The sequence below is a fragment of the Rhodoferax sp. ZS1R25 genome, assembly GCF_056521335.1.
Genome location: NZ_JBWMAZ010000002.1, coordinates 371,328 through 393,090, shown reverse-complemented (window position 1 = coordinate 393,090; position 21,763 = coordinate 371,328). Strand labels below are relative to the sequence as shown.

The following is a 21,763-nucleotide window of genomic DNA, read 5'->3' as shown; positions in this document are numbered from 1 at the left end:
GTGGCGTGTGACTGAACGCTTGCGGATCGCCGTACTGAGCCGGAACTTTGCCACCACCGGTGGTGGGGCCGAGCGCTATTCCATCGCCGTGGTGGAAGAGTTGGCGGCGCGTCACGAGGTGCATGTGTTTGCGCAGACGATTGCGCATGACTTTCCCGGCGTGACCTACCACCGCATTTCCATGCCGCTGGAGCGGCCACGCTGGATCAATCAACTGTACTTCGCCTGGAGAACCTGGCTTGCCACGCGGCAAGGCTTTGACATCGTGCATTCGCATGAGAACACCTGGCATGGCAATGTGCAGACCGTGCATGTTCTGCCGGTCAAGCACACACTGTTCGAAGGCAAGCAGGGTGTGGCACTTGCGTTGCGCTGGCTCAAGGTGCTCACGAGTCCACGCTTGCTGGCTTACCTATGGTTGGAGCGGCGGCGCTACGCGTTTGCGTACAAGAAGCGGGTGGTGTGTGCCTCAGCGTCGCTTCGGGCGGTGGTGCAAAAGTCGTTTCCTGCTGCGGCGCCCATGCTGGACGTGGTGACGCCGGGCGTGCAGGCGGTGCCGGGGCGAGCATCTGCGGAAGCCCAAGCCGCTGCACGCCAAGCGCTGGATTTGCCGGACACTGCGCCATTGCTGCTGTTTGTAGGCAACGATTTCGTCAAGAAAGGCTTACCCACCTTGTTGGAGGCGCTGGCGCAACTGAATTCAGACACCCACTTGGCCGTGGTCGGCAAGGCCGAAAGCCAACCCGAGATGCAACGCATGGCAGAGCGCTTGGGCGTGGCCCCGCGCGTGCATTTTCTGGGCAGCTTGTCGGATATGGAGCAAGCTTACCGTGCCGTCGATATGTTGGTGCACCCGACACTGGAAGACGCTTACGGCATGGTGGTATTGGAGGCTATGGCGCACGGACTTCCCGTCATAGTGAGCCCAACACCCTACGCCGGCATTGCGCGGGATTTGTCGAACGAACACGACGCATTGCTGCTGCAGGACCCGACAGATGCCAAAGAGCTTGTAGTCAAGATACGACGGGTTCTGGTGGATACGCCTTTTGCGGCAAAGCTGTCCGTTGATGCAGTGGCGTTTGCAGGTTCGCATTCGTGGCAAAAGGCAGCGTCCGGCTACGAAGCCTTGTACCAGGGTATTGCCAAGAAATTCAAGCAACGCTGGCTGGTCCTATCGCACGCCTTCAATATGGACGGCCGCGCCGCCAGTCAGACTATCACGGACAAGCTGCCCCATCTGGAGGCTGCTGGCATTGAGTTGGTGGTGCTGAGTGGCGTATCAGGCCGCAAGGACACACACTACGAACACTACCAGCTGTGGCCTGCGGGGCCCGCGGGTATTCGCTTTGAGCTGCGGCACGTGCTGCGCAAACATCTGAGCTCTGCCTGGATCTATCGCACGGGTATGGTGCTGCTGTCGATCCCGCTCTTGCCGTTCATGTTGATTGAGAAGCTGCTGCGGCCCATGGAGAGTTCCTGGTCCTGGTGGCTCAGCGCCTACCTCAAAGGGCGCGCGCTGGCCCGGCATCGCAAGTTCGATCTCATCTATTCCACCGGCGGTGCCTTTGCCGCCCATTTGGCAGGCTGCGCATTGAAACAGGCAATGGGGGTGCGATGGCTGGCCGAGGTGCATGACCCCCTTGTGATGCCGGGCAGCGCGCCAAGTACCGCGCAGGAGCGCATGCAGGCCGAAGTGGAGCGTCAGATTTGCACCAATGCAGACGTGGCCATCTGGTTTACCGAGCAAGCCCTGGCCAGCGCCAAACGTCGCCATCCGCAACTGGGCGAGCGCGGCAAGATGCTGCTTCCAGGCATTGACGCGCCATTCAAGGTATTGCCGCCCTATGTGCCGGGGCCCAAGATGGTCATAGGGCACTTCGGTTCTTTGTCGGCCACGCGCAACCTCTGGCCCATCATTTCTGCACTGGAGGCTTTGGTGTCCCAACGACCTGAGCTGCGCTCCGTGCTGGAACTGCAGCTCACCGGTGGGCCGTTGGACGCCGTGTCCCAAGCCGCTATCGCCCAATCTCCCGTGCGTGATCTGGTCCGCCACCTGGGCCGCATCGAGGCCGATCCCGTGTCTGGCTTGTCTGGGCGTGAACAAATTCTGCGACGTATGCGCAACGCCGATGTGCTGCTGCTGCTGCATGGGACCGAGCCCATTTGCGCTGAGTACATCCCGTCCAAGCTGTACGAATACCTGTGGATGCAGCGCCCGATCTTGGCCACGGTGCATGGCAATGCGCAAATGGCAGGGTTGTTGTGGGGGCAGGGGCATAGTGCAGTCGAGACCCTGACTGCTGGTGCCCAAGAGGCCTTGACTCTGGCTACCACGCAGTTGATTGGGCGCTGGGTAAGTGCCGGTCTGGCGGACAACGGGCTGCCCAGTCCCTATACCACGCAAGCTGCGGTCAGCCGGCTGTTGGGCGGACTGGCGGCGAGGGCAATCGCGTGAGCATTGCATACCGCTCCGATATCGATGGCCTGCGGGCCGTTGCCATTTTGACCGTGGTGGCCTTCCATGCCTTCCCGGAGGTATTTCCCGGCGGGTTTATCGGGGTCGATGTCTTCTTTGTGATTTCGGGCTTTCTGATCACCAGCATCCTCCAGCAAGAGATACAGGCTGGCCGCTGGAGCCTCGTGTCTTTTTATGCGCGGCGCATTCTGCGCATCTTTCCTGCGCTGGTTCTGGTGCTGTTCGCATGCTTGGTCGTGGGCTGGCATACCCTGCTGGCCCAGGAGTACATGCAGCTGGGTAAGCATCTGGGCTTGGGGGCGGCCTTTCTCTCGAATATTGGTTTGTGGTGGGAGGCGGGGTACTTTGACAAGGCGTCCGAGGCCAAGCCGCTGCTGCATTTGTGGTCGCTGGCGATCGAGGAACAGTTCTATATCGCCTGGCCCTTGTTGCTGTGGCTGATTTTGCGTAGCCGGCGCAGTGCCGCGCGCAGCGTTGCCGCACTGGCCGTTGTCTCTCTATTGCTCTCGATCTGGTGGGTCTGGAGCGATCAAACGCAGGCCTTTTATTCGCCTGCGAGCCGCGCCTGGGAACTGCTTGCGGGGGCGTGGCTCGCTCTGCAACCCCAGCGTTTGCAGTCCGCGCGGACCGTGGTGCGGGGCATGGCGGTTGCCGTCCTGTTGGGCGCCACGGTGTTACTGAATGCCAAAGTGCCGTTTCCTGGTGTGGTTGCGCTGCTGCCCGTGCTGGCTGCGATGGTGCTGATTGGGGTACCAGCCAAGTCGGATTGGACCGGAGGTCTATTGGGCCATCCGTGGATGGTGGCCCTGGGCAAGGTGAGCTACCCCTGGTATCTATGGCACTGGCCTTTGTTGAGCTTTGCCTACATCATCGAAAGTGGTCGGGCATCTGCAGGCCTACGCCTGGGGCTTGTGCTGGCGAGTCTGCTACTGGCGGCACTGACGTACCGACTCTGGGAACTGCCTCTGCGCAGATTGCCGCGCCGTCGGGTGATCAGTCTGTTGGTGGTGGCCATGGTCATTCTCGGTTTGCTGGGCAAGAACATATATGACCGCCATGGTCTGGAGCGCATACGCCACAAGAACCTCATTCAGCTCGATCAGGCTTCCGGCCAGGATTTCCTGGATTTTGAGAAGCAGGGGCTGATTACTGAGGCGAAATGTCAAAAGCCCTTCAAATTCCCCGAGCGGGAAGTTTGCCTGTTAGCCCATGCGGACAAACCGGTCAGTGCCGTGGTGCTGGGAGACAGCCATGCGGTGCATGCGTTTTGGGGCCTGACCAAGGCCTTCGATGCCCAAGGGCTGAACCTGGCCGTGCGCGGCAAAGGCGCCTGTGTTCCGGTGATGGCAACCAAGGCAAACGCCGGGATATCGGAGTGCGAGCGCCATATGGAAGCCACGTTGCGCGACATCGCCGGCGATGCCAAAGTGCGTGCGGTCGCGCTGGTGTTTCGAGGGCGCTATCTGACAGAACAGTCTTCTTCGCAGGAGCGCCAGGACTTTGAGCGCAAGCTCGATGCCACACTGGCATTGCTTCAATCTGCCGGCAAGCAGGTGTATTATTTTTTACCAGTGGTGGAGCCGGGCTTTGACCCGCGCCTGTGCATGGGCGCGCTGCCACTGGGACGCAAGCCACCGTATTCCTGTGTCATAGACAAACCGGCTGACGATGCCAAATCTGAAGTAGTGCGCGCGAGTGCAGCGCGTGTGCTCGCGCATTGGCCGCAGGTGCGTGTTGTGGACCCGAATACCATGCTGTGTCGTGAGGGGCATTGCCCCATCCTGCAGGACGGGCACAGCATTTTCAAAGATGACAATCATTTGTCCCAGGCCGGCTCCATGCGGCTGAGCGAGAGTTTGAACGCCGCCAATCATTAAGGACCACATGACGTTGAACCGATTTCAGAGGCTTTATCTTGCGCTGCTCCTGGCTTTTGCCGGTGTACTGTCCGTGTCGGGCACGATTGCCTTGCGTAATGTCTTGCACTTGGGCTTGCTGCTGCTGCTGGGCTACTTCGGCTTTGCGTGGCGCGCGGAGCGTGGGCGCATGGCCACACTGGCCGCCACGGTGCCGTTGCCAGTCTGGCTATGGTGCGCCTATCTCCTGCTGTTCCCCATAATTGCCCCGAACTCGGCCGGAGCATGGAGCAACATGATTGGCAAGGGCATGTGGGGCGAGTCCATGCTGACCTGGTTGCTCGCATGGGGAGCTTTTCTGATCCTCGGCACAAAGCGCTTGACGCTCTGGGTGCTTGCGCTGGTCAGCGCGGTGCCAGTGTTTATTCACCTGGGCCTTACGGCGCTGGCCTGGGCTGGCGTATTCCAACCCTCGTTTTATGAAGATCCGTCCTTGCGGGCGGCTGGCCGGTCGTTGTGGGAGGTGCTGCTGGATGTGTCCCTGGTACAGAACCCGTTTCAAGCCTTTCCCCTGGGATTCAGGGGCATAGAGCCCATGCATGGCAATTTGGGCTATCCGGCTTCCCAGGCTATGTGCATAGGTTTGGCAGTAATGTTGGCGGCCTTGCACCAAGGTAAGCACCGTAGGGCAATCCAGGCGGGAGCCCTGGTAGCGCTGTGCTTCGTGAGCGTCGTGATTGCGCAGTCACGTGCTGCAGCGTACTTTGAGCTGTTGATTCTGACGCTGGCCTGTGTGATCTATGCGGTGTTTGTGCGCGGGCAACGCGTACCGTTGCGGTTGGGGCGGGGAGTCCGTTTCATGATGGTGGGTGTCGGGGTACTGTGCCTTGTGTTTTTTTACCAGGTGGTCTCGCACAACCCGGTCTGGTACTCCATGGGGGACAAGGCAGCCATTGGTTTCCAGCTCGAAGCTCCCAAAGACTTATTGTGCGAAGGAATAACTCCTGCGACCGTTGAGTTTGTGCGTCAGCAGTATCCGGATAAGGATGCGGATTACATCCAGTCTCTAATCTCCGGGCTCATGGGGGACGGTGGCCGTGTCCTGCTGGCTCGGGTGGGTACGGAGCTGAGTATCCACAATCCTTGGGGCTGGAATGGCGGGCGTGATGCCTACCAGTACCGCATGGAGCAGCTCTGTGGCCATGTGCCGGTCATGATTTTTTCCCATGCGCACAATGCCTGGATCAATTTGATACTGGCCGTAGGCTGGGCCGGGGCCATTCTCTACGCTTGGGTGCTGTTGCAGTTCGCAAAGGCAGGCTGGAGTGAGTTGACGCAAGAGCAAACATGGCCAGCGGGCTTGGCGCTTCTGCTCCTGTCCGTCTTCTGGCTGTTGCGCGGTATGGTGGATGCCGTCTACCAGGAACACTATCTGGAGATGCAGGCTTTTTTCCTGCTCACGCTGTTCTTGCTGCTGCGCTCAAACAAACCAGTCTCGGAATAGCGGGTTGCGCTTGACAAATTGGTAGCGCCACTTTTCTTTGAATTGGCGCATCAGCGGGTTCTTGTAATACACGCCGGTTCCGCCACCCACGCCGCAAATGACGGGGGGCGGGCTCATAAGGCAACCCTGTAGCTGACTAGTCAGAAAGATATCCCTGAAGCTTTCTTCCAGGCCATAGCCCTCTTCGGCACGAATGGCCTCATGGGCGTGCAGAAAGTGCTTCCGATATTCCTGGACATCCATCGCGTAAAACCGCGTGTCGATGTATGCCAGCGTTGTCGCCTTGTGTGGCGAGAACACGTGGTCAAACACCCCCTTCATAAGCAGTCGCCCATTCCAGAGCTGCATACAGGCGCTGAAATTTTGCACCCAGAGCTTGGAGGTGCACTTGGCAAAGCAGCCAGCGGACTGGATCAGCAAGGAGCGCCCAATGGCATGGCGTACAATTTCACCTTCACCGTAGCCTCTGCCATGCTGCTTGACCAGCTCTACATTGTTCTGGAAATGTATGCACTCCACGGGACCGCCGCCGGGCAGCGTGGCGACCATAGGTCGGAAATCAAAGTCCGACCCGTCGCAAAGCACGAGCGGGTTACCTGGTGCGATCGCCCGCCACTGTTGTATGGACTCCAGCGCCAGTCGCATCCGCTCCGTGGGGTCCTGCAGCCGGACCCCTTTGTCATGGGCCACTACGCTTGAGGTCAGCAGTATCGGTATGTTGCGAGTACCGGAGGGCCTCATATCCTGCCCAGTTTGCGTCGTATTTTCCGGCCCACGCGAGAGAGCAGGTTGCCGCCTTCCGCGGGCCAATCCATCTCGCGTTCCCAAGCAGACTGGTAGATCACGCCGCAGTACAGTGTGGCCAGTTGTTTCTGGGTGATGCCCCGGCGCGTTTCCTGGTCCAACTGCCAACCATAGTGATAGACCTTGAAAAGCGCCTGGCAGGGGTGTAGAGGAATGGCCTGGTAGGCCAGCAACGACTCACCGTACCAGCGCGACTCAATCGGGGTTTGGGCAATAGCATCGGCAAAGCTCATGGCGCGTGGCTGCAGATAATTGTTGTCCAGCGATTCCCAGACTTTGCGGTGCCACACGAGAGGAAAAGGGCCAAAACTATAGCGACGGCCCCTGCGCCCAAACGTCTGCTGCATCAATGCTGCTTCGCGCACAAAGTCATCCACAATGCGGGGGCGATGATGCTGCATGGCACCCTCCAGCAGATCGTGCGCCTCGTCCAGCACCGTGTAGGGGTAGCCGTCAGGTGCCAGAAAATCCTCAGCAGTGAAGGGGCGTATGAAAACCGCATCGGAGTCCAGGCAGACATAAGCGTCAGTCAGCCCGAGCCGCCAGAACTCCGATTTCACGACCTGCTGGGCCACCGCTCCATGCATGCGTGCGACCTGTGCAGTATCGATGCGCGGAGAGGCCCGGAGAATACTCTCATCGGAAATCAGTTGAGCGGAGGTAGTACCCAGGTGTTCGCGAAAGAGTGCCAGCTCGGCCTCGGGTACGGACACAAAGATGGGAATCCGTGTCTCGTTGAAGCGCTCGATGGATTGCATCAGGCGGACGACGCGCCGCAAATCGATGCTATAGCTTTTGCAGTACAGCGCCAGTGGGCTCATGCACGCTTGTCCTCATACGCCGTGGCCACCTTCATGAAAAACTGCAAGGGGTTTGTGGCCCGCGCCACCATGATGCGGTTGAGCGCATAAGGGTTATCGCCCGCTTGCGCACGGCCCCGGCGTGTGCTCGTGGCCGTAACGTAGCCTGCAGCGCGTACCATGTCTTCGTGCTCGGGTTTGAACCAGCCATAGGGGTAGCAAAAGTGCCTGACCTCAGCCCCCAAGATTTGCTGGAGTTCATTCTTGGACTGCTCAATCTGTTGAACTGCCGCATCGTCGGCCAGCTCTTTGAGGTTGGCGTGGGTCTGCGTATGCGAGCCCACGTCCATTCCAGCGTCATGCCAGGCCAGCCAGTCCTTCTGCGTCATGAGCGGTTTCTGAGTTACTTTCCCAGCATCCCAAGCATTGGTGCCTCCCACCATGCTGCTGACCCCATAGCAAGTAGCCGTGAAGCCGTTGGCTTTCAGGGCGGGCAGGGCGTGGACCAGGTTGTTCTGGTAGCCATCGTCAAACGTGATCCCCACCACCTTGCCGTGCTTGTCTCCATGCAGATAGGGCTCCAGATCGCGCATGGACAGGCCTTTGTAGCCCATCAGGCGCAGCATGCGCATTTGCCAGGCAAATGAAGAAGGCGCCACGATGAGTCCTCGCAACGCAGTTCCACGTGGTGGCGGCTCGTCGATCTGGTGGTACATCAGTATCGGTATCTTCACACCTGCAACCTCTGCAGATTTGCGTAATAGCCGTTGCGCTGGATTAGGGATGCGTGGTCGCCTGACTCCACGATACGTCCCTGGTCCAGAACCACGATGAGGTCTGCTCGCTCGATGGTGCTGAGGCGGTGGGCGATGACCAAAGTGGTGCGGTTGCGCATGAGGGTGGCCAGGGCATCTTGCACCACGCGCTCCGACTCGGTGTCCAGGGCAGAAGTGGCTTCATCGAGTATCAGGATGGGCGCGTCCTTGAGCAGCGCACGTGCAATAGCGATACGCTGGCGTTGGCCGCCTGAGAGAGTCGCTCCATTTTCGCCAGTCAGCGAATCCAAGCCTCGTGGCATTTGGGAAATAAACTCCCAAGCATGGGCCGCAACTGCTGCCTCTTGCACTTTGGTGTCGTCGGCGCCGCGCGATTGGCCGAAGGCAATATTGGCACGAATGCTGTCATTGAGCAGAACGATGTCTTGGCTAACCAATGCGATGTGCTCACGAAGGTTGGTCAACGCCAGTGTGGCGATGTCGACACCGTCCACAGTGATGCGACCAGAGTCTGGTGTGTAAAAGCGAGGAATCAGTGCCGCCAGCGTGCTTTTCCCGCCGCCAGATGCGCCTACCAGGGCGATGGTCTGGCCGGGTTTTACCTGCAGGGTGATCTTGTCCAGTGCCAGCTTGTCGCTTCCGGGGTAGCGGAAGGTTACGTTTTCGAAGCGGATATCGCCCCTGCACTCTGGCAACCGGGCTTGGCCCGTATCGGCTTCCACCGGTGCATCCAGCACCCCAAAGACGCTCTCGCAAGCGGCCAAGCCCCGCTGCAGAATGGGGCTGATCGTTGTCAGCTGCTTGATCGGTGATATCAGCAATAGCATGGCGGTGATGAAGGAGACAAAGCCGCCGGCCGTATCCCCGGCCTGCCCCATGGACCGGCTCAAGGCCATGTAAATGATGAACGCAATGGCGATCGATGCCGTCATGTGCGTGATAGGGGTCAGGGCCGATGCGGGTACAGCCTCCTTCATCATGCTGCGACGAAAGCGCTCAGTGACGGCATGGAAGCGCTCCTTCTGCTGCGCCTGGCCACCATAGATCTTGATGACCTTGTTGGCCGCGGTGGTCTCTTCTACAGTGTGGGCCACGGCGCGCAGAGATTCCAGGCTGGCCTTGCTGGCCTTGCGTATGCGCCGACCAAAGCTCTGAATCAGAACAGCGATTACCGGTCCCACGGTCAGCGTAATCAAGGTCAGTTTCCAGTCCAGGTAGACCAGATAGGACAGCAGCGCGACGGCGGTCAGAGACTCACGAACTGCCGTCACCAACACGTTGGTGGCGGCCTGGTTGATGTTGTCCACGTCGTAGAGTAGGCGAGCAATCCATTGCGAGGCGGGCTGGGTATGAAAGATTTGTGTAGGGGCACTGAGCAACTTGTCGAACATGGTGCGGCGCAAATCGACCACCAGGCGCGTAGAAACCCAGGTCATGAGGTAGTTGGTCACGAAAGACAAAACACCACGGGCCAAGAACAACAACACAATGCTCGCGGGGATAAGCCACACCATCCGCGCGTCCGATGTGCGAAATCCGCTATCGAGCAAATGCTTCATGATGGCCGGAAACACTGGCTCCGTCGCCGCGGTAAACACCATGCAGAGCACTGCGATGGAGAACGCCCTCCAGTTGGGGCGCAGAAAGGCCAGCAGTCGCACGTACAGCGCGCGGTCCGCTTTAGTCATGCTTGGACAAGACGGGTTTGGTGGGCGAGCGCCAAGCATCGCCTTTTTGTATCTCCAGCGCCTTCACATAGCGGTAGAACGTACCCTCAAAATTCCCCAGCGCGATCACAAAGCCGGCCCAGCCGTCGAGGAACCCAAATTTGAAAAGATAGTGCTTCCAGAAAGCCCACTTGGCATGGAGCAAGGCCGACCATATAGAAATCTTCTTGTGCTTGATCTTCTCCGCACCCAGTGAGGAGTATCGATTGGCCTTGTGCATAACTTCAGCCATATTCTTGAACGGGAATTGCCAAATTGCGGCCTGCATGTGACCTATGGCTTTGGCGGAATGCAATACATATCCTTCGTGCACCGGCTTCTGGTCATAGACCAAGGCACCCTTGCGGAACAGCTGGGGTTGTCGGTAATTGGGATACCAACCCGAATGCCTGATCCAGCGACCCATGAAGAAATTTCTGCGTGGTGTCCAATACGCATCCAGAGCGTCATCACTTTGCGTCAATGCGCGAATTTCCTGCGCCGCCTCAGGGGTGCACCTTTCATCTGCGTCAAGGCTGAAGATCCAGGGGTGTGTACAGGCAGCAATTGCTTGGTTGCGTAAGTCGCCAAAGCCTTTGAACTCCACCTGCACCACCTTGGCTCCCAATTGTGTTGCCAGTTCGGCCGTCCCATCCGTGCTCCAGGAGTCCACCACAACGACCTCATCGGCCCAGCGTACGCTTTCGATGGCCGCGCGCACTTTTTCCGCCTCGTTGTAGGCAATGATGTAAACGGAAATCAGGGGCATGCGGGGTGATAACATCCAATTAAGTGTTGAACTTTCGTGCGTAATCCCGCTCACAAAGCGGGTTGAAAGTGCTTCTCGACACTCTCCGCGAAGGCGGCCTAGTCTATTCCAAAATGCCATTCTCCGAATTGATTTCAGTGGTGATCACCACCTACAACCGAAGTGACGCATTGTCGCTGGTGCTTGCAGGCCTGGCTCGCCAGACTGATCGACGGTTCGAAGTGGTGATCGCCGACGATGGCTCCACCGCAGATCATGTGGCCACAATTGCCGGCGCTGCAGAGACCGCGCAGTTTCCGGTAACCCATGTATGGCACCCGGATGTGGGTTTTACGGCAGCCGAGGTGCGCAACCTGGGCGTCGCAGCGGCGAAAGGAGCCTATCTCGTACTGCTGGATGGTGACTGCGTGCCTGAGGTAGATTTCATTGCCCGCCACCGCAATCTTCAGCAAATGGGATGTTTTATCAATGGCAGCCGGGTGTTGCTGAGCCCTTCCTTTACCAATAGCTTGCTGCTCAACCACAAGGCTCCCGTGGGGCATGCCTTTGGCTACTGGCTGGCCCGACGGTGGGCGGGAGATGCGAGCAAGCTCACAGGCGCGTTGCGCCTGCCAGATTTTGAACTTCGCAGGCAGCCAGCGTTTGCCTGGAAGGGCATTCGCAGTTGCAACATGGCAGTGTGGCGCACAGATTACGAGGCCGTCAACGGGTTTGATGAGACCTTTGTTGGCTGGGGGCATGAGGATGCAGACTTTGTGCTGCGGCTTCACAATGCGGGCCTGGTTCGCAAAAACGGCTTTTGCGCGACCGAGGTGTACCACTTGTGGCATCCAGAGTCAGACCGGAGCCGACAGGGCGTAAACGCCGACAAGGTACGTGAGCGTCAAAAGACGGGGCAGGTGCGCGCAACTGTTGGTTACCAAGAAAGTCTTGCAGCCAGCAATGCCGTCATTCGCAGTTGGGGATAATCGGAACACGATGCATAAATTTTTTCTGTCACTGATTGTTGGTTTTTTCAGCCTGCAGGCCTCGGCACAATTTCGCGTAGAAGTGTCAGGCGTGGGGCTTACGCAGCTACCCATTGCCATACCGGCGTTTCGCGGTGAAGACGCGGCGCCTCAAAAGTTGGCGGCCATCGTGATGGCGGATTTGGAGCGTAGTGGTCAGTTCCGCGGCACCGACAACGTGGCTGGTGCATGGGACGAGGCGTCGCGACCTGATGTGGCGCAGTGGCGCCAAAAAGGGGCGGATGCCTTGGTGGCCGGCAGCGTGACCCGGCTGGCCGATGGTCGCTATGACGTTCGCTTTCGGGTCTGGGACACCGTGCGCAACCAGGACCTCGGTGGTCAGAGCCATGCCGTGGCGGCGGGCGATTTGCGCTTGGCTGCTCACCGGGTGGCAGACTTTGTGTACGAAAAGCTGACCGGTGACAAGGGCATTTTCTCCACGCGTATCGCCTACGTCACCAAGGCGGGCACATCGTTCAATCTCTGGGTAGCCGACGCAGATGGTGAGAATCCCCAAAGCGCCCTCAATAGCTTGGAACCCGTGATTTCCCCTTCTTGGGCGCCCAATGGAAACCAGTTGGCCTACGTTTCATTTGAATCGCGCAAGCCGGTGGTCTATGTGCACGACGTAGGAACCGGCCGCCGCCGCCTGGTGGCCAACTTCAAAGGCTCCAACAGCGCTCCCGCCTGGTCGCCCGATGGCCGCACATTGGCGCTGACGCTGAGCCGTGATGGCGGTTCGCAGATTTATTTGATGGATGCCAACGGCGGAGAACCCAAACGCCTGGCACAGTCCACCGCCATCGACACCGAGCCAGTGTTTACCGGCGACGGAAAAACCATTTACTTTGTCAGTGACCGTGGCGGTTCACCGCAGATTTACCGTATGCCCGTCAGCGGTGGAAATCCAGAGCGTGTGACGTTCAATGGCACCTACAACATCTCTCCAGCTGTTAGCCCCGATGGCAAATGGTTGGCCTATGTGTCTCGCGTCAGCGGTGCGTTCAAGCTGCACATCATGGATCTGGCCAGTGGTACCGCCAACGCGATTACGGACACCAGTGCCGATGAAAATCCCAGCTTTTCACCCAACAGCCGTTTGGTGATTTATGCCACTTTGCAGCAGGGGCGTGAAGCCTTGATGACCACTACACTGGACGGAAAAATCAAGGCCCGACTGGCTGGCCAAAGTGGTGATATCCGGGAGCCCGACTGGGGTCCGGTGCAGAAGTAAACAGATTTAAACAAGGAGTATGGAATGAAGCGGATTTTTTTGGCAATGACAGTGGCGTTGGTTCTGAGTGCATGTGGCTCGGCTGTCAAATTGGATGACACGAAAGTCGAGGATCGCAAGGGCACTCCCGTTGTTGGGGGGACTACCGATGGTCAAGCTGGCACTGGCAACGTCTCTAATAGGGACGTAAAGAGCAATGACTTGACCGCGGATCAGCAGCGTGATGCCTTCATGAAATCCACGACGCGTACCGTGTACTTCGATTACGACAGCTTCGTCATCCGCTCCGAGTTCCAGTCCGTGATCGAGGCCCATGCCAAGTTCATCAAGGCCGACAAGTCCCGCAAGGTGACCTTGGAGGGCCATACCGACGAGCGCGGTGGTCGTGAATACAACCTGGCGCTAGGTCAAAAGCGTGCTGAAGCCGTGCGCAAGGCGCTGGTTTTGCAGGGCGTGGCAGACAGCCAACTGGAGGCGGTGAGCTTTGGCAAAGAAAAGCCTGCCGCCCTGGGTAACACAGAAGCGGCGATGGAGAAAAACCGCCGCGCTGAAATCAGCTACCGCTGAACAAACGCATGGCCTTCTCCGTCTTGAATTGCGCTCGCAATGCCACGGCATCGGCATTGCTGTTGCTGACATTGGGCACCGCCTTTGCGGGTCTTTTCGATGACGAAGAGGCTCGCCGGGCGATTCTGGACTTGCGGCAGAGGATAGATACTTTGCGTCAGGAGTCTGAGCAGAAGTTGGCGGAGGAAAGTCGCCGCGCAACGGAGGAGGCCGCACAGCTGCGCCGTAGCCTGGCAGACTTGCAAAATCAGCTGGAAGCCAGTCGGGCCGAGCTTGCCAAGCTGCGTGGTCAGGATGAGCAGATGGCCCGCGATTTGTCTGAAGTCCAGCGCAAGCAAAAGGACACCGGGCAAACCCTGGAAGACCGCTTGAGCAAATTGGAGCCGACGCGCGTCACCGCCGATGGTCGGGAGTTTCTGGCGCAACCCTCGGAAAAACGCGACTTTGACGCCGCCTTGGCGATCTTTCGCAGAGGTGAATTCAGCGCGGCCCAAGTGGCCTTCGTCGATTTTGTAAACCGCTATGGCCAGAGTGGCTACCGTCCCTCGGCTCTGTTCTGGTTGGGCAATGCCCAGTACGCCACCAAGGATTACAAGGAAGCGCAGGCCAATTTCCGCATACTGGTGCAGCAGGCTCCTGACCACATCCGTGTTCCAGAAGCCCTGCTGGCGATTGCCAATTGCCAATTGGAAATGAAGGACACCAAGGCTGCCCGAAAGACCCTGGAAGAACTGGTCTCGGGCTATCCCGGCACGGAAGCCGCCGCGGCGGGTAAAGACCGCTTGGCGCGCTTCAAATAGTCCCTTGTTGATGTCCGCCGAGACTCCTGCCTTGTTAGAGGGCGCCGACTTGGCGCGACGTTTCTCTGGCTTGGACCGTTTGCTGGGTTCTGATCCGGCGCAGCGGGTGCGGAACGCGCACATCATGGTGGTGGGCATTGGCGGCGTGGGCTCTTGGACGGCAGAGGCGTTGGCGCGTAGCGGGGTAGGGCGTATCAGCTTGGTGGACATGGACCACATCTCCGAGTCGAACATCAACCGCCAACTCCATGCGCTAACCGATACCGTGGGTATGGCCAAGATTGAGGCCATGCGCCAGCGCATCGCGTTGATCAACTCCATGTGTGAAGTGACTGGTGTGGACGCCTTTGTGGAGCCGGACAGTTGGCTGTCTCTGGTTGCATCGGGCGTCGATGGCGTGGTCGATGCGTGTGACCAAGTGCGTGCCAAGGCCGCCATGGCAGCCTGGGCCCGCCGCACCAAAACACCTTTTGTCTCTGTGGGCGCTGCCGGTGGAAAACGGCACGCCCATGCAGTAGACATTGCCGACCTCAGCGAAGTGACGCATGACCCCTTGCTGGCGCAACTGCGCTACCGCCTGCGCAAGGAGCATGGCGCGCCGAAGAATGGCAAGAAAATCCATGTTGCCTGCGTGTTCAGCAAGGAAGCGGTGGCTGCGCCTGATGCTTCATGCGACATGCAATCCGATGGTTCGCTGAACTGCCACGGCTATGGATCGCTGGTGACCGTGACTGCAACGTTTGGCATGTGCGCCGCAGGTTGGATGATTGACAAAATATCGCGTGAGTCTTCCAACGGCGAAATAAAACACGCTATAATCTGAGGCTTAGCGAAAGCGTGTAACTGAGTTGCAAGTTCTCGTAGGGACCATAGCTCAGTTGGTAGAGCAGCGGACTTTTAATCCGTTTGTCGTGGGTTCGACCCCCGCTGGTCCCACCAAGTTTTGACGATTTAAGGGAATTTAGCTCAGCTGGTAGAGCAGCGGACTCTTAATCCGTAGGTCGAGAGTTCGAATCTCTCAGTTCCCACCACTTCATTGTGGAATCTAAAAGCCCACTGTTGCAAAACAGTGGGCTTTTTCTTTGCCCTTTTAACGGGGAAAGGGCCTCAGCCCTCCATCTGCGTGGTCAGTGCCAGCCACTGTTCTTCCAAGGTTTGCAGCTCGCCATTCACGGCCTTCAGGCGCTTGCCGGTTTCAGCAATGACGGACGGGTGCGGGTTGGTGGAGAGCTTGCTTTCGAGCTCCGCGCCTTCGGTGTTCAGTGCGGCCATGCGCTCTTCAACCTGGGCGACTTCCTTCTTCAACTTGCGCAGCGCCTCGGGTGCGGGCCCCGTTTTGACGATCACCACGGGGGCCACAGCGACTGGTTTGATGGCCTCGGATTTGGCTTCTTCCTTGGCCAGCTCGCGTTGGCGCTTGGCTTCCTCGAGCAGGTAGCGCTGGTAGTCGTCCAGGTCGCCGTCAAATGGTTCCACTCCGCCGCGTGACACCATCCAGAACTCGTCGCACACCGAGCGCAAGAGCGCACGGTCGTGGCTCACCAGCATCACCGTGCCTTCGAACTCGTTGAGCGCCATGGCCAGCGCTTCGCGGGTTGCCAGGTCCAAGTGGTTGGTTGGCTCATCCAGCAGCAAAAGGTTGGGGCGCTGCCAGACGATCATGCACAGCACCAGGCGCGCTTTTTCGCCGCCACTCATGCTGCCCACGGCCTGCTTGACCATGTCGCCCCCGAAGTTGAAGGTGCCCAGGAAGCTGCGCAGGTCTTGCTCGCGCGTCTGCTGGCCGGCGATCTTGCCAGCGGCCGTCATCTCCCGCACCAGGCGGATCATGTGCTCCAGCGGCGACTCATCGGGTCGCAGCACGTCCAGCTCTTGCTGCGCGAAGTAGCCGATGTTCAGGCCTTTGCCTTCGGTGATCTCACCACCAATGGCCGCCAGATCGCGCGCCACCGTCTTTACCAGTGTGGACTTGCCCTGACCGTTGGCACCCAAAATGCCAATGCGCTGTCCGGCCAAGACCGATTTGCTGACGTTGTGCACGATGGTGGTGGGCGGTGTCCCCTTGGGGGCATCTTCGGGGGGTGGGTAGCCGAAGCTCACGCCACTCATCGATAGCATGGGGTTGGGCAGGTTGGCGGGTTCCTTGAACTCGAACGTGAAGTCCGCCTCGCTGAGCAGCGGTGCAATCTTCTCCATGCGGTCCAGCGCCTTGACCCGGCTCTGCGCCTGCTTGGCCTTGCTGGCCTTGGCCTTGAAGCGCGCAATGAACTTTTGCAGGTGGGCGATCTTGTCTTGCTGCTTGCTAAAGGCAGTCTGCTGCAGCGCCATCTGCTCCGAACGCAGGTCTTCGAACTTGCTGTAGTTGCCGCCGTAGCGCACCAGCTTGCCTGCGTCGATGTGCAGCGTCACGTTGGTCACGGCATCCAGAAATTCGCGGTCGTGGCTGATGACGACCATGGTGCCTTCGTACTTCTTGAGCCAGGCTTCCAGCCAGACCAAGGCGTCCAAATCCAAGTGGTTGGTAGGTTCATCCAGCAGCAGCAGGTCGCTGGGGCACATCAGGGCACGCGCCAGCTGCAGGCGCATGCGCCAGCCACCCGAAAAGCTGTTGACCGGTTTGTCCAGCTCGGTAGTTTTGAAGCCCAAACCCAGAATCAGCGCCTGGGCGCGGGCGGCGGCGTCGTATTCACCCGCATCCTGCAAGGCGGTGTAGGCGTGGGCCATGCGGTCGTAGTCGTCGGTGGCCTCGGCGGCCGCCACTTCGGCACGGGCGGCACCCAACTGGGTGTCGCCTTCGACCACAAAGTCGGTCGCGCCCTGGTCGGTCTCAGGCATGTCCTGGGCCACCTGGCCCATGCGCCATTGGGTGGGGATGTAGTACTCGCCAGCGTCCTCATGCAAGTTGCCGTTAAGCAGCGCAAACAGCGAGGACTTGCCAGCACCGTTGCGCCCCACCAGGCCGACCTTTTCGCCAGGGTTCAGGGTAACGGAAGCACTTTCCAGAAGCACCTTGGCGCTGCGGCGCAGGGTGACGTTTTTTAAGGTAATCATTCTTTAGGACTCAGCTATCTATTGATTCATTCAGGCGTTTCAGGCCTGGGGGTTGGCGAGGGCAGGTAGATGGGGACTCCGTTCTACGGCGCATCTCGTGGGCGAACACTTTGGGTTCGCAGTGGGTCACCATCCCAGCGGTGCACTTTTTTTTGCGCTCTAGGGAACCCCCTTCGTAGCAGCAGGCAAGGGGTAGGGGGCGCAGTGAGGTCAAGGAGGAGGCCGAAGGCCGGGGGACACGAACGGAGCTCCCCGCTCCTTGCCTGCTGAGGGCTCAGCACCGAAGCTCAGCACCAGGAGGCGCTAAAGCAACAAAGCCTCCTTGGTCACCAACAACACCTGTTCTTCACCCGCGCTGGTTTCCAGCCAGACCACTTCCAGCGCAGGAAAGGCCGCTTCAAAGAAGTCGCGTTCATTGCCGATTTCCAGCACCAGCACCCCCTCGGGCGCCATGTGCAGCGGAGCTTGCTGCAACAGGGTACGCACAAAGTCCATGCCATCGCCGCTACCGCCGGACTGGTTGCCATCCAGCGCAATGAAGGGCTCTGCCTTGTACTCAGCGGGCAGGGCGGCCATGCTCTGCGCGTTCACATACGGCGGGTTGCACAGGATCAGGTCAAATGGACCAGGCAGGGCGGCCAGGCCGTCAGACTCGACGAGCTGCATGCGGTCCTGCAGGCTGTGTTTGTCCACATTGATGCGGGCCACGGCCAGCGCATCCGCAGAAATGTCGGCACCGACCACGTCCACTTCTGGGTAGACCATGGCCGCCAGAATGCCCAGACTGCCGTTGCCCGTGCACAGGTCCAGCACACGGTGTGTGCTTTCCTTCAACCAGTAATCGATGCTGCCATCCATCAGCAGCTCGGCAATCAGCGAGCGCGGCACGATGACGCGCTCATCCACATAAAAGGGCACGCCCTGCAGCCACGCCTCGTTGGTCAGGTAGGCGGCCGGCTTGCGCGTGCTGATGCGTGCTCCTAAAAGCGTAGCTGCCCGCGCATATTCCTCGGGGGCTACAGGCCGATTTGACTCTGCATCGTCTGCGCCTAACGGTGTTTCCAGAGGCAGGCCCAGTGCGTGCAACACCAGCCAGGTGGCTTCGTCGCGTGCATTGGTGGTGCCGTGACCAAAAGAGACCTTGGCGTCGGTGAGCTGCTGGGTGGCCTGGGCCACCAGTTCCAACAGGGTCATGCCTGGGCCTGACGGTTCAGGTTGGCCAGCACCTGGCGGTAGATGTTCTTCAGCGGTTCAATATCCGCCACCGCCACAAACTCGTTGATCTTGTGGATGGTGGCGTTGGGCGGGCCCAGTTCAATCACCTGGGGGCAGACCTGAGCGATAAAGCGGCCATCGCTGGTGCCGCCGGTGGTGGACAGCTGGGTCTCGATACCGGTCTCGGATTTGATGGCGTCGCGCACCGCGTCTACCAGCGTACCGGGCGTGGTGAGAAATGGCAGGCCGCCTACGGTCCAGGCCAGGTCGTATTCCAGCTCGTGCTTTTCCAGCACGCTGGCCAGGCGCTTTTGCAGCGACTCGGGTGTGGACTCGGTGGAGAAGCGGAAGTTGAAGTCGATCACCACATGACCCGGAATCACATTGCTGGCGCCGGTGCCGCCGTGCATATTGCTGACCTGCCAGGTGGTGGGCGGGAAAAAGTCGTTGCCCCGGTCCCATTCGATGCCCACCAGCTCGGCCAAGGCGGGCGCGGCCAGGTGGATGGGGTTTTTGGCCAGGTGCGGGTAGGCAATGTGGCCCTGCACGCCCTTGACCGTGAGCTTGCCGCTCATGGTGCCGCGCCGGCCGTTCTTGATCATGTCGCCGGTGCGTTCCACCGAGGTGGGCTCGCCCACGATGCAGAAGTCCAACACCTCGCCACGCGCCTTCAGTGTGTTGCAGACCACCACGGTGCCGTCATTGGCGGGGCCTTCCTCGTCGCTGGTCAGCAGCAGAGCAATGTTCAGGTCGGGGTGTGGTGTGGCGGCCAAAAACTCTTCGATGGCCACCACAAACGCGGCCAACGAGGTCTTCATGTCGCTGGCGCCGCGGGCAAACAGCTTGCCGTCGCGGTGGGTGGGTACAAAGGGCGCACTGTCCCATTGCGCCAACGGGCCGGTAGGCACCACGTCGGTATGGCCGGCAAACACCAAAGTTTTTGCTACGCTTTTGCTAGCTGCTGGCGCAGTGTTGACGGGGGCTGCAGACCGTTTCGCCCATAAATTGGTGACGCGGAAGTCAGCTGGGCCACTTTCGATGGTCTCGCAGACAAAACCCAAGGGGGCCAGGCGTTGGGCAATCAGGTTCTGGCAGCCGCCATCCAGCGGGGTGACCGAAGCCATGGAAAGCAGCTGCTCGGTGAGCTGCAAAGTTTTCGTCATCAGTGCTTCACGTCCAGGGTAATTTCAGTGAAGGAGGCTTCTTCTTCCTCTTCCACCGCAGCGGCCGGCTTGGCGGCCTTGCTGAAATCGTTTTGCAGGCGCCACAACAGGTTGGTGGGCGAGTCGGCGTGGGACAGGCCCTCTTTGCGCTCGACCACGCCTTCGACAATCAGGCGAGCGATGTCGTGCTCAAACGTCTGCGAGCCCTCGGCCATGGACTTTTCCATGGCTTCCTTCACGCCCGAGAAGTCGCCTTTTTCAATCAGCTCGGCAATCAGCTTGGTGTTCAGCAGCACCTCGGCGGCCGGCGTGCGCATGCCTGCCATCGTGCGCAGCAGGCGCTGCGACACCACAGCGCGCAAGGCCGCAGCCAGGTCGCCCAGCATGGTGGAGCGCACTTCCACAGGGTAGAAGCTCAGAATCCGGTTCAGCGCCTGGTAGCTGTTGTTGGCGTGCATGGTGGCCAGACACAGGTGGCCCGACTGCGCATAGGCAATGGCCGCCGACATGGTTTCGCGGTCGCGGATTTCGCCAATCAGGATCACATCGGGCGCCTGGCGCAGTGCATTTTTCAGCGCCACTTGCAGGTTTTGCGTGTCGGTGCCGATTTCGCGCTGGTTGACGATGGATTTCTTGTTCTTGAACAAAAACTCCACCGGGTCTTCGATGGTCAGGATGTGGCCGGAGACGTTCTCGTTGCGGTAGTCCATCATGGACGCCAGCGTGGTGCTCTTGCCCGCTCCGGTCGCACCGACCATCAGTAGCAGGCCGCGCTTTTCCATGATCAGGTCGCCCAGAATCGGTGGCAGCTGCAGGTTCGCCAGGGTAGGAATGTCCACCGCGATATAGCGGATCACGGCGGCGATGGACCCCCGCTGGCGCATGGCGCTGACGCGGAATCGGCCCACCCCCGCCATGGGAAAGCCCACGTTCAGCTCCCCCTCGACGTCCAGCAGCGCCATCTGTTCGGGCGAAAGCACTTCGGCCAGCAGGTTTTTCGGCGCGTCGGCCGGCAGGACCTGGCTGTTGATCGGTACGCACTGGCCATTGATCTTGATCAGCGCGGGGGCGTGCGCGGACAAGTACACATCCGACGCCTTCTTGTCGCCCATTAGGCGAAGAATGCGCTCCATCGTTCCCGACGGTTGGGGCGTGGTGGTGGCCATGGCGTACCTCTCAGAACAGGTCTATGGGTTTAGTCGCGCTCAATCACGCAAGAGGTCGTTGAGCGAGGTCTTGGAGCGTGTCTGGGCGTCCACACGCTTGACGATGATGGCGGCGTACAGGCTGTACTTGCCGTCATTCTTGGGCAAGCTGCCGCTGATGACCACGGAGCCGGAAGGAATACGGCCGTAGGTCACGGTGTCGGTGGCACGGTCGTAAATCGGGGTACTTTGGCCGATGTACACGCCCATGGAGATCACCGAGTTTTCTTCCACGATCACGCCTTCGACTACTTCGGAGCGGGCGCCGATGAAGCAGTTGTCTTCAATGATGGTGGGGCCGGCCTGCATGGGTTCCAGCACGCCGCCAATGCCCACGCCGCCGGACAGGTGCACATGCTTGCCGATCTGCGCGCAGGAGCCCACAGTGGCCCAGGTGTCGACCATGGTGCCTTCGTCCACATACGAGCCGATGTTGCAGTAGGAAGGCATCAGGATCACGCCCTTGCCCTGGAAGCTGCCGCGGCGCGCCACGGCGGGCGGCACCACGCGCACACCGCTGGCCTTGAGGTCGGCTTCGGACATGCCGGAGAACTTGGTGCCCACCTTGTCGTAAAAGCCCAGGTCCCCAGATTGCACGATGGCGTTGTCCTTCAGGCGGAAGCTCAGCAGCACGGCCTTCTTGATCCACTGGTGGGTGGTCCACTGGCCCACGGCTTCACGCGTGGCCACGCGCAGGCGGCCGGCGTCGAGTTCGTTCAGCACATGCTCCACGGCATCGCTCACTTCGGCAGGTGCAGAGGCGACGGAGATGTTGGCGCGGTCTTCCCACGCGGCTTCGATAACGGTTTGCAGTTGTTGGCTCATAG

18 protein-coding genes and 2 tRNA genes are annotated in these 21,763 nt (G+C 59.7%); 10 read left to right on the top strand and 10 right to left on the bottom strand.

Annotated elements, in window-relative coordinates; genetic code table 11:
* The first annotated feature begins 7 nt into the window (after positions 1–7).
* The 3 genes from AC097R_RS12685 to AC097R_RS12675 are packed head-to-tail and all read left to right on the top strand — an operon-like array spanning position 8 to position 5,839.
* The gene (locus tag AC097R_RS12685) at positions 8–2,458 is read left to right on the top strand and encodes a glycosyltransferase family 4 protein (RefSeq protein ID WP_479598514.1); all 2,451 of its coding nucleotides are present in this window, start codon (positions 8–10) and stop codon (positions 2,456–2,458) included.
* Positions 2,455–4,356 carry an acyltransferase family protein gene (locus AC097R_RS12680; RefSeq protein WP_479598513.1) on the top strand — a complete coding sequence of 634 codons (1,902 nt, stop codon included), beginning with the start codon at positions 2,455–2,457 and terminating at the stop codon, positions 4,354–4,356. The genes AC097R_RS12685 and AC097R_RS12680 overlap by 4 nt, the downstream gene beginning before the upstream one ends.
* Before the next feature lie 7 nt (positions 4,357–4,363).
* Entirely contained in the window at positions 4,364–5,839 is a 1,476-nt protein-coding gene (locus AC097R_RS12675; RefSeq protein ID WP_479598512.1) for an O-antigen ligase family protein, read from the top strand.
* On the opposite strand, the gene AC097R_RS12670 is transcribed toward AC097R_RS12675, so the two are convergent.
* From AC097R_RS12670 to AC097R_RS12650, 5 genes are all read right to left on the bottom strand, one after another.
* Positions 5,816–6,388 (bottom strand): hypothetical protein, encoded by a 573-nt coding sequence (locus AC097R_RS12670; RefSeq protein WP_479598511.1) that lies wholly within the window; start codon positions 6,386–6,388, stop codon positions 5,816–5,818. The two genes, AC097R_RS12675 and AC097R_RS12670, sit on opposite strands and share 24 nt — an antisense overlap.
* A 188-nt stretch (positions 6,389–6,576) precedes the next feature.
* Positions 6,577–7,464, bottom strand: a complete 888-nt coding sequence (locus AC097R_RS12665) for a DUF6492 family protein (protein WP_479598510.1) — start codon at positions 7,462–7,464, stop codon at positions 6,577–6,579.
* The gene (locus tag AC097R_RS12660; protein ID WP_479598509.1) at positions 7,461–8,177 is read right to left on the bottom strand and encodes a polysaccharide deacetylase family protein; all 717 of its coding nucleotides are present in this window, start codon (positions 8,175–8,177) and stop codon (positions 7,461–7,463) included. Before AC097R_RS12660 ends, AC097R_RS12665 begins: the two co-directional genes overlap by 4 nt.
* Entirely contained in the window at positions 8,174–9,907 is a 1,734-nt protein-coding gene (msbA, locus tag AC097R_RS12655) for a lipid A export permease/ATP-binding protein MsbA (protein WP_479598508.1), read from the bottom strand. The genes AC097R_RS12660 and msbA overlap by 4 nt, the downstream gene beginning before the upstream one ends.
* Positions 9,900–10,694, bottom strand: a complete 795-nt coding sequence (locus tag AC097R_RS12650; protein ID WP_479598507.1) for a glycosyltransferase family 2 protein — start codon at positions 10,692–10,694, stop codon at positions 9,900–9,902. The genes msbA and AC097R_RS12650 overlap by 8 nt, the downstream gene beginning before the upstream one ends.
* 113 nt (positions 10,695–10,807) lie before the next feature.
* On the opposite strand from AC097R_RS12650, the gene AC097R_RS12645 reads away from it, so the two are divergent.
* From AC097R_RS12645 to AC097R_RS12615, 7 genes are all read left to right on the top strand, one after another.
* Positions 10,808–11,662 (top strand): glycosyltransferase family 2 protein, encoded by an 855-nt coding sequence (locus AC097R_RS12645; protein ID WP_479598506.1) that lies wholly within the window; start codon positions 10,808–10,810, stop codon positions 11,660–11,662.
* A gap of 10 nt (positions 11,663–11,672) precedes the next feature.
* Positions 11,673–12,935: a Tol-Pal system beta propeller repeat protein TolB gene (tolB, locus tag AC097R_RS12640; RefSeq protein WP_479598505.1), complete on the top strand. Its 1,263-nt coding sequence runs from the start codon at positions 11,673–11,675 to the stop codon at positions 12,933–12,935.
* 24 nt (positions 12,936–12,959) lie between these two features.
* Entirely contained in the window at positions 12,960–13,502 is a 543-nt protein-coding gene (gene pal / locus AC097R_RS12635; protein WP_477887987.1) for a peptidoglycan-associated lipoprotein Pal, read from the top strand.
* Positions 13,503–13,510: 8 nt separating this feature from the next.
* Positions 13,511–14,302: a tol-pal system protein YbgF gene (gene ybgF / locus AC097R_RS12630; protein WP_479598504.1), complete on the top strand. Its 792-nt coding sequence runs from the start codon at positions 13,511–13,513 to the stop codon at positions 14,300–14,302.
* A gap of 10 nt (positions 14,303–14,312) precedes the next feature.
* On the top strand, positions 14,313–15,125 hold the full coding sequence (locus tag AC097R_RS12625; RefSeq protein WP_479599547.1) for a tRNA threonylcarbamoyladenosine dehydratase: 813 nt from the start codon (positions 14,313–14,315) through the stop codon (positions 15,123–15,125).
* Positions 15,126–15,165: 40 nt separating this feature from the next.
* Positions 15,166–15,241 (top strand) — tRNA-Lys (locus AC097R_RS12620).
* Positions 15,242–15,257: 16 nt separating this feature from the next.
* Positions 15,258–15,333, top strand: a tRNA-Lys gene (locus tag AC097R_RS12615).
* Positions 15,334–15,409: 76 nt separating this feature from the next.
* On the opposite strand, the gene AC097R_RS12610 is transcribed toward AC097R_RS12615, so the two are convergent.
* The 5 genes from AC097R_RS12610 to dapD all read right to left on the bottom strand — a co-directional run bounded on the left by AC097R_RS12610 (position 15,410) and on the right by dapD (position 21,761).
* The gene (locus tag AC097R_RS12610; RefSeq protein WP_479598503.1) at positions 15,410–17,353 is read right to left on the bottom strand and encodes an ABC-F family ATP-binding cassette domain-containing protein; all 1,944 of its coding nucleotides are present in this window, start codon (positions 17,351–17,353) and stop codon (positions 15,410–15,412) included.
* A gap of 303 nt (positions 17,354–17,656) precedes the next feature.
* A complete protein-coding gene (prmB, locus tag AC097R_RS12605; protein ID WP_479598502.1) occupies positions 17,657–18,547 on the bottom strand; it encodes a 50S ribosomal protein L3 N(5)-glutamine methyltransferase in 891 nt (296 codons plus the stop codon).
* The gene (gene dapE / locus AC097R_RS12600) at positions 18,544–19,731 is read right to left on the bottom strand and encodes a succinyl-diaminopimelate desuccinylase (protein ID WP_479598501.1); all 1,188 of its coding nucleotides are present in this window, start codon (positions 19,729–19,731) and stop codon (positions 18,544–18,546) included. The genes prmB and dapE overlap by 4 nt, the downstream gene beginning before the upstream one ends.
* Positions 19,731–20,897 carry a PilT/PilU family type 4a pilus ATPase gene (locus AC097R_RS12595; RefSeq protein ID WP_479598500.1) on the bottom strand — a complete coding sequence of 389 codons (1,167 nt, stop codon included), beginning with the start codon at positions 20,895–20,897 and terminating at the stop codon, positions 19,731–19,733. Before AC097R_RS12595 ends, dapE begins: the two co-directional genes overlap by 1 nt.
* 39 nt (positions 20,898–20,936) lie before the next feature.
* Positions 20,937–21,761 carry a 2,3,4,5-tetrahydropyridine-2,6-dicarboxylate N-succinyltransferase gene (dapD, locus tag AC097R_RS12590; RefSeq protein WP_479598499.1) on the bottom strand — a complete coding sequence of 275 codons (825 nt, stop codon included), beginning with the start codon at positions 21,759–21,761 and terminating at the stop codon, positions 20,937–20,939.
* Positions 21,762–21,763 lie beyond the last annotated feature (2 nt).